We start from the raw sequence: 11969 nt of genomic DNA on the forward strand, positions 1-11969 counted from the left end.
AAATATTTAGAAATACGTAACCAATTGCTTATCGTTTATTATAAATGTTAATGAATATATTAAGTATTTAATGATAATATTGACTATAATAAATAGGGTGTGTTATATTAAAACCGTAAATAAAACGGCTTCTTAATCTTGGTGGTAGAAAGGATTTTATTTTCGCATTCAGAGAGGATGGTTTAGGTGGCAGCAGCTGTAAAAGCAAAGATGATTGTAGACAAATCTTTTCGTATTGCTGAAGTCGATAAACGCATTTATGGCTCTTTTGTAGAGCATCTCGGGCGTGCCGTATATGGTGGCATTTACGAGCCTACTCATTCAACTAGTGATGAAAGCGGTTTCCGTAATGATGTTAAAGAGTTGGTAAAACAGCTTGATGTTCCTATTATACGCTATCCGGGAGGCAATTTTGTATCCGGTTACAATTGGGAGGACGGTGTCGGTCCTGTTGCGTCCAGACCTAGACAGTTGGAGCTGGCGTGGAGAACAGTCGAGCCGAATGAAGTGGGTACGAATGAATTTTTCAAGTGGGCCAAGGATGTAGGTTCCGAAGTCATGATGGCGGTTAATCTGGGTACACGCGGAATTGATGCTGCGCGTAATCTGGTGGAATATTGCAACCACACAGGCGGCTCCTATTGGAGTGATCTACGTCGTAGTCACGGGGTTGAGCAACCACATAAGATTAAAACTTGGTGTCTTGGTAACGAGATGGATGGCCCATGGCAGATTGGTCACAAGACAGCAGAAGAATATGGCCGTCTGGCTGTTGAATCTGCAAAAGCTATGAAGCTGATTGATCCTGACATTGAGCTTGTATCCTGTGGCAGCTCCAGTTCCACGATGCCAACGTTCCCGGAATGGGAAGCAACCACATTGGATCATACCTATGAGGTAGCCGACTATATTTCCTTGCATCAATACTACGGCAATCATGACAATGATACGGCTAATTATCTGGCACGCTCTATGGATATGGATCATTTTATCCATACGGTCATTTCGACTTGTGACTATATCAAAGCAAAGAAACGCAGCAAGAAGAAAATGATGCTCAGCTTTGACGAATGGAACGTATGGTACCACTCCAATGATGCGGACAAAAAAATTGATCCGTGGTCTGTGGCACCACCGCAGCTTGAGGATATCTATAACTTTGAGGATGCATTGTTGGTAGGCAGCATGTTGATCACGTTCCTGCGCCACGCGGATCGTGTGAAAATGGCTTGTCTCGCCCAACTGGTCAACGTTATTGCGCCAATCATGACCGAGAATAACGGAAAGGCGTGGAAACAAACGATCTTCTATCCGTATCTGCATGCCTCCCGTTATGGTCGTGGGATATCGCTGATGCCTGTCGTGGATTCGGAAAAATACGACTCCAAGGACTTCACAGACATCCCTTATCTGGACAGCGCTGTAGTTTATGATGAAGAGGGAGACGCGCTGACTGTCTTTGCAGTGAACCGTCATTTGTCTGAATCGCTGGAGCTGACAGTAGATGTACGCAGTTTTGAAGGCTACCGCATTGTCGAGCATACTGTATTGGAGCATGATGATCTTAAAGCGACCAACAGTCCAGCCGGTGAAAAAGTTACGCCTCACAACGGCGGTAACGCCAAGCTTGATGACGGAATTGTAAAAGCTCATTTGGGCAAAGCATCGTGGAACGTTATCCGTCTCGCTAAGTCTCATTAATTCTCTTCTGTAAAAGGGTACAGCTTCGACTGTACCTAAATAAGCTCGCATTCTCTCTTGTAAGAGTATTACAAGAGCGGCAATGCGAGCTTTTTGCGTAAAATGAGCCATTTGTCCCTCCATAGATATAGGGTTCTGAGAGAAGGGTGGATTTTAAATAAATATTATGTTTATTACTAAATTTAACTAGACAAAGATGACCTTTATTCACTAAGTGCTCGTACTCCGTACATTTTTATGAAGTTAATTAGACCCAGTGCCAGACTTCCCAGGTGAAAAAAGACCCTATTATGTCGTTGTCAACGTACTGATATCTGAAATGCAGGGTGTGCAATCCGACTTAAATCCACGTTATACTTTAAAAGACAGTCTATTTAAATCCAAATGGTGGTTGTAGTATTTCGAGAAAGGAATGATCTCTATGAGTCAAACAGACGAATATCGTTTTCAAGTGAACTTGGGCGGTATGATTGATATTTTGGCCAATCATTTATATAGCAGTCCACGAGTGTTTATACGTGAGGTTCTGCAAAATGCAACAGATGCGATCACGGCTCGCAAGGAGCTGCGGAAGGTTGCTACTGAAAGTAATGTATTAAAAGAAGACAAGACCCTTGAAGCTACAGCTTCTGAGAGTAACAACTATGAAGGCAAAGTCATCGTAGAGTTATCTGGTGCCGGGGAGCAACAGGTATTGATGATTCAGGATAACGGCATTGGGTTGTCAGAAGAAGACATTCACCGTTTTTTATCGATTATCGGTCAGTCTTCCAAGAAGGGAGCCGATTTGCTGGCTTCTGAGACTTCGTTTATCGGACGATTTGGGATTGGGTTGCTATCCTGCTTTATGGTGAGCGATGAAATTGTGGTGCTGACCCGCTCGGTGAAGGAAGGCGTCTCCATGGAATGGAGAGGGAAGCCGGATGGGACGTATACGATTCGTCGATTGGAGACCGAACTGCCTGTAGGAACGCAAATTTATTTGCGCTGCAAGCCGGGAAGTGAGTTTTATTATGAGCCGGCGCATGTAGAGGAGTCTTTATTCTATTATGGTGCGTTGCTGCCGTATCCGGTCATACTGTCTGTAGACGGGGAGACCAAGCGCGTCAATCTTCCATCGACGAGCTGGATGCAGGACCCAGAACAATTACGGAGCCGCCGTAGTGAGGTGCTAGATTTAGGCTATCGCCTGATGGGCGAGCGCTTCAGTGATTTTATACCGTTGCGGACGGCATCGGGCAGAACAGGCGGGATTGCATTCATTTTGCCTCGTAGTGTTAATCTGAACAGCAAGCGGCTGCACCGGGTGTACTTGAAGCATATGTTGGTGTCCGATAAGGCGGAAAATGTATTGCCAGAATGGGCATTCTTCATTAAAAGCCTGATTTGGACAGATGAATTGCAACCAACGGCATCACGTGAATATTTTTATGAAAATGAGCAGCTTGATGCGGTTCGTTCTGAATTGGGGACCTGTATTCGGGAAGAACTGCTACGCATGGCGGAATATGAACCAGACCGTTTGCAACACTGGATTCGTTTGCACGAGCTGTCCATGAAGGCGCTCGCGGTCGAGGATGATGAATTTCTGCGGATTATGCATCGCTGGTTTTCCTTCGAAAGTACATTTGGGCGGCGTGAACTGAGTGAACTGATCCGAGAGGCGGGCGGACGTCCGTTGCATTACACATCGACAGTAGATGAGTATCGTCAGATTACGCATGTGGCGGCGGCGCAATCCATGTTGGTGATCAATGGCGGCTATATTTATGATTCAGACATTTTGGAAAAGCTGCATTGGATTGACCCTAACCTGCAAACAGAGCGTCTTAGCCCTGAGGAAGTATCTCTATCATTTACCGGGCTAACACAGGAAGAGCGCGAGAATTATTACGGTGTACTACGTGTCATGGATGCTGCTTTGCAGCCAATGCGTTGTCGCGCTGAGTTGAAGCGTTTTGAGCCTGCGAGTTTGCCAGTATTGTATACCATTTCTCAGGATGCACTGACCTTGCGCTCCATGGAAAACACGGTTGAGGAGACAACCTCACTTTTTTCCAATGTGCTTGATAGTCTGAAAGCAGGAGTCCAGCAAAATTCGGGCTACTCCACTTTATACTTTAATCTGAACAACCCGGTGGTGGCCCGAATTCTTGAAGCTACCGATACGCAGATGGTTACGGCTGCTACAGAAATGATGTATGTGAATGCGCTTATGATGGGTCACTATCCGATGAACCGCAGTGAGCTAGGGCTGATGAACCGGAGTGTACTGCATTTTATCAATTGGGGATTAGGGAACGGACAGAATACGTAATTGCGTAATTAAGGGAGGATTCAAATGGAAGAGACAATATATGAATTGATGGAGCAGGCGCAGGATATGCCCGGAGGGGCGGCAAAGCTGGCGATTCTGGAAGAGGCTGTTCGCTTGGCAGACACTTCCGGATTGAAGGAACTCGCTTATGAAATTCGGGGAGAGATTGTAGACTGCGCTATTTTTAACGGATACCCATTGAAGTCGCTGATTGCTTTTTCGTGGCAGTTGGGCCAATTTGATCAAAATCCAGAGGAATACGACGCAGATGAGCTGTTGTGGAATTACAAATGGATACTTGGGAAGGTGTGCAGCTTTTCCAATATATCGAAGACTCAAATAGAAGATCTGGCGGAGGATATGCGCCGACGTTATGCCGAATACGGGTATAATGAGCGTCCATATTACTATTATAAGTTCCGCATCGCGATGGACATGGGAAATCTGGAAGAAGCACGGCGATATCTGGATACCTTCCGCTTGATCGAACGGGACAGTATGAGTGATTGTGAAGCCTGCGAGCAGAGCCAGATGGTGCGGTTCTACTACTTGGCCGGAGAGGATGAGCAGGCGCTTGCCGTGGCAAAACCGATTTTGTCGGGTCGTATGAGATGTGCAGAAGTGCCGCATGTGACGCTCTCGCAGGTGCTATTGCCGCTTTATCGTCAAGGCGAGGTTGATCAGGCAAAGGAGCAGCATCGTAAAGGCTATCGCCTAGTCCGGGATGACCGTGACTTTCTGAAAACGATAGCAGAGCATATCGAATATTTGACGATTGCTGATCCGGTTCAAGGGATCGAAGTGGTAGAGCGTCATCTACATATGGCGCTAGACTATGAGAGCGGGCTGGAGCAGATGTATTTTTACGCGACGATGGTGAGTCTGCTGCAAAAGTTGGATACTTCGGGAGAAAAACGGTTGATCCGGTTGCCGGCTTCCTTGGAATGGGGGAAAGAGGAGCGCAGATTGACGGAAATCATTGCGTATTTTAGGCCACTGGCAGAGTCAGCGGCGGCTGATTTTGATCGACGGAACGGGAATACGTTTTATTCCGAGTGGATCGGGAAAATTGTTCGAACGGCATAGAAGAAGTGTAGCTGTGACGAATATTTTATACTGCCCAAACAATGAGCAGGTATAATGTTCCTGTGAAATGACAGGAGGGGTTATGTGGTGACTGTAACCGGAAAGGTGATTAATTTCGCACACCGCGGAGCTTCAGGTGTATGTCCTGAGAATACGATGGCGGCATTCCGCCACGCCTTGGAACTGGGAGCAACAGGTATAGAAACGGATGTGCAGCGTACCCAAGATGGGCATCTGGTGCTGATTCACGATGAGTCGCTGAAGCGTACGACAGGTTGCTCACTGGATGTAAGGGATATTACGCTGGAAGAATTAAATAAATTGGATGCGGGCGGCTGGTTTGGTGAGAAATTCCGAGGTGAGCGGGTCCCTATGCTGGATGAGCTACTGGAACTAGCCCAGTCCTCCTCGAATACAATAATTAATTTAGAGTTGAAAAATAGCATTTATCTCTATCCGGGAATGGAGGAAGAGGTCATTGCTACCGTGAAGCGTTTTGGATTAGAACAGCGGGTAATCATATCCAGCTTTAATCACGAATCGCTGGCGCTCTGTGCGCAGCTTGCTCCTGAAATCAAGACGGGGGCGCTGTATATCGAAATTATGGTCCGCCCATCCGAGTATGCCACCCAATTCGGGGTTACCGCACTTCATGCCTACAAACAAGTGGTTACACCAGAAGCTGTATCAGAGGCTTTGGCATTAGGCGTCGTCTACCACCCATGGACGGTGAATGAGCCAGAAGAAATGAAGCGTCTGCTAGAGGCCGGGGTAAACGGCATTATCACGGACTATCCTGATCGGTTGGCGCACTTATTGGCTGTCCGCTCTTCCTAGGTTGAAGACACAGTGGAACTGCAACTAAGGTTTGCAGGGATATGAGCGTGGCTATTTATTGAAGAAAAAGACTCTCCTGTACGCACTCGTTTTTACGAGGCGAGGGAGAGTCTTTTTTGCCCTAAGCCGAAGAGCGTATCATCCACGATGGCCTTGATTCCTTTCTACTTGATGCCGAGCCGCATACGATAGCTGAACAGAATGTCTAGTGTTCTGCCCTGAAAATGATTCTCTACCAGGTTCACGAAGCGGGCTACATCGCCGTCAAGCGTTCTATTGCCAAGTTTTAAGAGACTTTGAATACCCCCTTGGCTGAGAGCGAGCCCTGTATAACGAGCTGCGTCACACTGCTCACGGTTGTGGAAAACAATCTCCCGGGTATATCGGAATTGCCCGCTGCGGTGCAGATTAGCTAAATGCTGATCCTTGCTCCATTTATGAGCTTGCTGCTCTACTGGGGCTTCCTGTTCCAAAAGGGTATCCGCTTTGGTGATAAGCTCTGTATAAGCTTGCTCTATCTGCCATTGCAGCACCGGAGGCCAGTCACAGTCAAAGGCTGCGAACACGCCGCCCTGAGCCAAGACCCTGCCCGCTTCCTGAAGCGTGCTCTCGGGGTCCATCCAGTGAAAGGATTGAGAGCAGGTGATGACGTCTACAGTTCCGTCCTCAAAGGGCAGGTTGTTGGAGAACCCGCTTTTGAAGGAAATGGTTCCTGCCTTTGTCGTTCCTGCTGTCTCCAGCTTGTGCTGCGCTTTTCCTCTCATGTCCGAGTTAGGCTCGATACCGACGACTTGCCGAGCGGCGTTTTCCCATATGAAAGTTGAAAGTCCTGTACCGCAGCCAATATCGGCAACGAGCTCTACGTTTCGCTCCAGATAGCGGCTGACGATTTCCACGACGAGTGACGGTGCTTCCGGGCGGTGCTGATCGTAGTTGTCGGCAAAACCGCTAAAACGATCTACGTTGCTTTGCAGATTTCCCTCAGGTATTATAGGTCCTCTTCCTCCTTAGTTTCGACCGGGCGGCCGAGCAGATTCAAATGCTGCTGTACTCCTACATTGTACAGGTTTACATGTTCATCCATCTACTCTCGTGATTTCACAGCACCCGTCGGATTTCGGAGGGGAAATTCCCTATTTTATCATTGAAGCAAGCGCCCACTCGCGCATCATGGAGTCAAGCATTGGACGCAAATCTTCGCGTTGCATACCCATGTGGAGCACGGCTTCCAGATATCCAGCTTTATCTCCAATATCATAACGTGTGCCTTCCAGTTCCAATGCGAGCAGTTGGTTCTGCAATGCTACCTGATGGAGTGCGTCTGTCAATTGATATTCACCGCCTGCCCCAGTGGACAGGTTTTCCAATATAGAGAAAATGGAAGGCTCCAATACATACCGACCAATGACTGCCTGCCGCGAAGGGGCATCTGCCGGAGAAGGTTTTTCAACAAGCCCGCCGACTTCGTGGATGAGACCGTTCTGGTGAGTAGAGTCAATAATGCCGTATTTACTCACATCTTGTTCTTCCACCGTGCGCACGCCGACCACTTGCTTGCCAGTCGCCTCGTAGACATCCATCATTTGACGGATCGCCGGGGTGGAGGAATTCATAATATCATCGCCCAGCAACACGGCAAATGGTTCATCGCCGATGAACTGACGAGCGCAGCTTACCGCGTGTCCCAAGCCGAGAGGTTCTTTTTGACGGATATAGTGAATGACTGCTTTACCCCCGATGCTTTGAACTTCACGCAGAAGATCGTATTTACCTTTGCTCTCCAGTACCTGCTCCAACTCCACAGACTTGTCAAAATGATCCTCGATGGCTTTTTTATTACGCCCCGTTACGATAATGATGCTCTCAATTCCGGACTTGATAGCTTCTTCTACGATATATTGAATAGCCGGCTTGTCTACGATGGGAAGCATCTCTTTCGGTAAAGCTTTCGTAGCTGGTAGAAAACGGGTTCCTAATCCGGCGGCTGGAATAACAGCTTTTGTAATTTTTCTCATAGAAACTCACGTTCCTTTCGGGATGGGGAACCAAATACCCAGTATCGGCTCCCGATATAATTGATGATCATTCCGGCTGCGGTGGCGATCAGCTTGTCTAAAGCAAGTGGCAACTCGGTTCCCGTGTGGAGCACTTGCAGTAATAGGGAGGTTATCCCTAATACGACCAGGTTGATGACGATAAATTTGGGTAATTGACGCTTGTTTGTGTCGTTTGATAGTTGTTTGTTGAATGTCCATTTGCTGTTCAAAATATAACTGTTGGCTGTGCCGCAGCTGTACGAAATGATCTGCGCTACAATGACCGGCACTCCGCCCCAAGCTAGCAGCATAAAAATAATATAATCTACGCCTGTATTCACCAGACCTACAATGCCAAATCGAATCATAGGAAGCAGCTGGGCCATGCGACTTTTCATAGTTTAGGCTCCATGACCGGATTTGGGTCCGGTATATACCGCACTGTTGCCGCGCACTGTGCGTCCTGCCGAAATCAGGCTTTCACGGGCTCCTTGCATGTACAGGGACTCGCGTGGTTCAGGGGCCTTCATAGCATGTGTCGGACCGTTTTCGTATTGTCCACCCAGATGCTCACGGACAATGTATAGCGGACGTGCTTTGGTTTCGTCATAAATCCGTCCAACATATTCACCCATAATACCGAGAATGATGAGGATCACCCCGTCGAAAATCAGGCTGATGCTAATCATAGACGACCAGCCCTTCATCACGTAGGAGTCGGTGAAAAAGTTGAGAAACAGTACGTACATCAGATACAGGAAGCCGGACATGGAGAGAAGTGCACCGATATACCCTGCCAGCTTGAGCGGCTTAATCGAAAAGGATGTGATCCCGTCCAGACTGAGCTTGATCATTCGTTTCAACGGATACTTGGTCTCGCCCGCGAGCCGCTCGTCGCGCTCATATTCTACAGCAGTTTGTTTGAATCCGATCCAGCTGACCAGTCCACGAACGAATCGGTTATTTTCCGGCAGCCGTTTCAATTCTTCTATGACCTTACGATCCATTAGGCGGAAGTCCCCGGTGTCGACCGGGATATTAATGTCCGTTGATGCTTTAAGTACACGGTAGAAGAGGCTGGCAGACCATTTCTTGAAGCGAGTTTCGCCATTGCGTTTGAGCCGTTTGGCGTAGACCACTTCATAGCCTTCCTTCCACTTGTTAGCCATCTCAACAATCAGTTCCGGCGGGTCTTGGAGGTCGGCGTCAATGACGACGACCGCCTCCCCCACCGCATAATCCATCCCGGCGGTAATCGCTAGCTGATGACCAAAATTGCGAGAGAAATCAATCAATACAATGGTGTCATCTCTGAGACTGAATTCCTTGATCAATTGGACGCTGCGGTCCGAACTTCCATCATTTACGAAGATCAGCTCGTAGGGCTCACCCATTGAGCCCATGACTTGTTTCAGCCTCCGGTAGGTTTCCGTAATAACAGCTTCCTCGTTGTACATCGGAATAACTATGGAATAACGGATGGGTTCACTCATTCGTAGTTCCTCCTCATTTATAATGTGATTTCGTATAAAGTACCGCTTCCGCCACGATCGTCTCCGCCAGGGCCACCTTGACCATCCTGGGCGTTCGCATTGCTGTTCGTCGTGTCGCTTCCGCTCTCGGTGGCTTTAACGTCTGTACTTGTTTCGTCTGCTGTTGTTTTCCATTCATCTGTAGGGATCAACTTGCCGTGTTCTTTGATCCATGCAGTGACTTCAGAGTTACCGCCGTCCGGTCCGCCGCCTCCACCAGAAATCATGAAGTACTTCACTTGTCCGCTTTCGACCAGCGCCTTGATTTTATCGACGGTATAGACTGGATCGGAGGATACAAAACCGTTCATAATAATTACTTTTTGTCCGGCCTCGACCAGGTAAGGAGCAGCCGTTGAATAATTACTTGCTGCGAAAAGGTAGGTTTCACCTGTGTTATTTTTTTGCAAATAGCTCAACGTTTTTTGATCTAAACTTTGGCTACCGTTGGGTCCTCCCATTCCTCTGGAACGGGTAGAAGATTTTTGCTCCGTGTCTGTACTTGTTTGTGTGCTTGAAGTATTTCCATCAGGACTGGAATTCTCTGCATTATTGGTCTGGTTATTCGTTTGAGTTCCTTCGGCTTGTTGTCCATTGGCGCTCTGACCTCTATTGCGATCATTGCCGCCCGGCATTCCGCCACCGCCACCGCCGCCAAATTGAGTGGGTCCGGCTTGTGGAATCATGCTGTTCCCTCCGTAGATGATCGGTGTCAATGCCCAATATGCAGGACCGATAAACATAGCGAGTACACTTGCAATGATGGCGAACCTTGTGAACTTCTCAGATTTCATTCGTGCCACTACCTGCAGCACCGTGCCGATGATCCCTAAGATCAATACCGTGATGGACCAGCCGCTGCCAATGGTATCGTTGTAATTTTGCAAAACAAACCAGCTAAATACCGAGGTTGCCAATACTGCTGCGGGTAACAGCCAGGAGAGCCAGTTGGAACGCTCACGATACTGCTTCCACAATTCTACGAATCCTGCTCCAAAGAGCGCTGCAATTGGTGGCGCGAGCATAATCAGGTAATAATGATGAAAGAATCCTGCTACGCTGAAAAATGCAGCTACGGGAATCAACCAGGCTAGCCAGAAGATGACCTCTTTGTGTTTTTGTGTGATATTACGACGTCGAATGCTTGCAAGCAGGCCGACGGAAGCAATTAATGCAAATGGAAGCAGCCAGCTGGCTTGACCTGACAGGGAGGATTGGAACAACCGTAAAGGTCCTTTTTCGCCAGTGCCGAACATGCCGCCACCGGAGTTTCCTCCCGGTCCACCGCCTGGACCACCTTGCCCGTCTCCAGGACCACCTTGTCCGTTGCCGCCAAATCCACCCGGTGGCATTTGACCACCTGTACCCAATCCGCCTGCTGCCATGTTGTTGGCACCTGAGTCATCCGTACAAGTAGTGCTGTCCAATGATGTGGTCGTCTGAGCCTGATCCGTGTTTGTGTTGCTGCTATTCGTTGCAGCGTTATTGTTCCGATCCGTGCGTTCACCGCCACGATTGCCACCTGTACCCTGATCTCCTGTCAGACGGGACAGGCCGTTATAACCAAAGGCCAAATTCAGCACAGAGTTCGTACCGCTACTCCCCATATAAGGGCGTTCATCTGCAGGAGTAGAGTCCACTACGACTGCCCAAGAGAGTGATACGATCAGGAGGACAACTGCTGATCCTACCAGTGTTACTGCTTTTCGCTTCCAGTTAAACTTGGAAGCCAGCAGATAGAACAGTCCCAATGCGGGAACGATCATATAGGCTTGTAACATTTTTTCGTTAAAGGCGATGCCTACGACTGCGAAAGCAGCAAGGATCAGCCCGGTTTTGCTATTTCTAAGGCCTCTGAACAATAGCCATGTTGCGAGCAACAGTGTGAGAACCAACATAGCGTCGATGTTATTCGTGCGGCTAACCGCTACGGCTATCGGTGTCGTTGCCATGGCGAAGGCGGCCAATCGTGCGGCCATCGTACCGAAGCTCGGTTTGACGAGCAAGTAAACGAGCAAGACCGATCCGACTTGAGCCAGCGTCTGTGGCAAGATAACGCTCCATCCGTGAAGCCCGAATATATAGGCGCTTAGTGTCTGAATCCAGAACACCACAGGGGGTTTGTCTACCGTTACCGATCCGGCAGAATCAAGTGAGGCGAAAAAGAAGTTGTGAAAGCTTTGTAGCATGCTTGCTACGGCCGTCGTGTAGTAGGTGTTTACATATTTGTCTTGCCAGATGTTGTATCCGTTCAAAAATGCGGATATCAGCATAATGATGATCAGGGGGATGTCCGCCCTGGTCTTAAACCATTTCTTAATCATGTTCATTCCACTCCCTGTGAAAGTTTCTTTGTATTTATTCCGTTGTTCTAGCCGCTATCTTCAGGACTGCGGAATGACCAGTCGCTTCTGATCTTGGCCCGGTGAACTACCGGCTTGCTATTATCATGCCAGACCT

At 48.3% G+C, this 11969-nt stretch carries 9 protein-coding genes; 4 read left to right on the forward strand and 5 right to left on the reverse strand.

The window, feature by feature from the left end; all coding sequences use genetic code 11:
• Positions 1–186 precede the first annotated feature (186 nt).
• The 4 genes from arfA to MKY75_RS01550 all read left to right on the forward strand — a co-directional run bounded on the left by arfA (position 187) and on the right by MKY75_RS01550 (position 5941).
• Positions 187–1701 carry an arabinosylfuranosidase ArfA gene (arfA, locus tag MKY75_RS01535; protein ID WP_039274274.1) on the forward strand — a complete coding sequence of 505 codons (1515 nt, stop codon included), beginning with the start codon at positions 187–189 and terminating at the stop codon, positions 1699–1701.
• Between the two features lie 421 nt (positions 1702–2122).
• Positions 2123–4018: an HSP90 family protein gene (locus MKY75_RS01540; protein ID WP_165149180.1), complete on the forward strand. Its 1896-nt coding sequence runs from the start codon at positions 2123–2125 to the stop codon at positions 4016–4018.
• A gap of 24 nt (positions 4019–4042) precedes the next feature.
• Positions 4043–5104: a hypothetical protein gene (locus MKY75_RS01545; RefSeq protein WP_340884107.1), complete on the forward strand. Its 1062-nt coding sequence runs from the start codon at positions 4043–4045 to the stop codon at positions 5102–5104.
• Positions 5105–5191: 87 nt separating this feature from the next.
• Positions 5192–5941 (forward strand): glycerophosphodiester phosphodiesterase, encoded by a 750-nt coding sequence (locus MKY75_RS01550; RefSeq protein ID WP_209949951.1) that lies wholly within the window; start codon positions 5192–5194, stop codon positions 5939–5941.
• Between the two features lie 164 nt (positions 5942–6105).
• Here MKY75_RS01550 and MKY75_RS01555 read toward each other — a convergent pair whose 3' ends face one another.
• The 5 genes from MKY75_RS01555 to MKY75_RS01575 all read right to left on the reverse strand — a co-directional run bounded on the left by MKY75_RS01555 (position 6106) and on the right by MKY75_RS01575 (position 11833).
• The gene (locus MKY75_RS01555; RefSeq protein WP_029516833.1) at positions 6106–6933 is read right to left on the reverse strand and encodes a class I SAM-dependent methyltransferase; all 828 of its coding nucleotides are present in this window, start codon (positions 6931–6933) and stop codon (positions 6106–6108) included.
• Positions 6934–7074: 141 nt separating this feature from the next.
• On the reverse strand, positions 7075–7956 hold the full coding sequence (gene galU, locus MKY75_RS01560; protein WP_023986636.1) for a UTP--glucose-1-phosphate uridylyltransferase GalU: 882 nt from the start codon (positions 7954–7956) through the stop codon (positions 7075–7077).
• Positions 7953–8375 carry a GtrA family protein gene (locus MKY75_RS01565; protein WP_165149174.1) on the reverse strand — a complete coding sequence of 141 codons (423 nt, stop codon included), beginning with the start codon at positions 8373–8375 and terminating at the stop codon, positions 7953–7955. Before MKY75_RS01565 ends, galU begins: the two co-directional genes overlap by 4 nt.
• A gap of 3 nt (positions 8376–8378) precedes the next feature.
• Entirely contained in the window at positions 8379–9470 is a 1092-nt protein-coding gene (locus tag MKY75_RS01570) for a glycosyltransferase family 2 protein (RefSeq protein ID WP_029516831.1), read from the reverse strand.
• Between the two features lie 17 nt (positions 9471–9487).
• Positions 9488–11833 (reverse strand): glycosyltransferase family 39 protein, encoded by a 2346-nt coding sequence (locus MKY75_RS01575; protein ID WP_340884108.1) that lies wholly within the window; start codon positions 11831–11833, stop codon positions 9488–9490.
• Positions 11834–11969 lie beyond the last annotated feature (136 nt).

The sequence above is a fragment of the Paenibacillus sp. FSL L8-0663 genome (genome assembly GCF_038008125.1).
In the GTDB taxonomy this organism is placed as follows: Bacteria; Bacillota; Bacilli; order Paenibacillales; family Paenibacillaceae; genus Paenibacillus; species Paenibacillus polymyxa_D.

Coding starts and splice junctions, on each gene's coding strand:
- MKY75_RS01545 (WP_340884107.1), top strand. CDS start 4,043: ATGGAAGAGACAATATATGAATTGATGGAGCAGGCGCAGGATATGCCC.
- MKY75_RS01540 (WP_165149180.1), top strand. CDS start 2,123: ATGAGTCAAACAGACGAATATCGTTTTCAAGTGAACTTGGGCGGTATG.
- MKY75_RS01570 (WP_029516831.1), bottom strand. CDS start 9,470: ATGAGTGAACCCATCCGTTATTCCATAGTTATTCCGATGTACAACGAG.
- MKY75_RS01575 (WP_340884108.1), bottom strand. CDS start 11,833: ATGATTAAGAAATGGTTTAAGACCAGGGCGGACATCCCCCTGATCATC.
- galU (WP_023986636.1), bottom strand. CDS start 7,956: ATGAGAAAAATTACAAAAGCTGTTATTCCAGCCGCCGGATTAGGAACC.
- MKY75_RS01565 (WP_165149174.1), bottom strand. CDS start 8,375: ATGAAAAGTCGCATGGCCCAGCTGCTTCCTATGATTCGATTTGGCATT.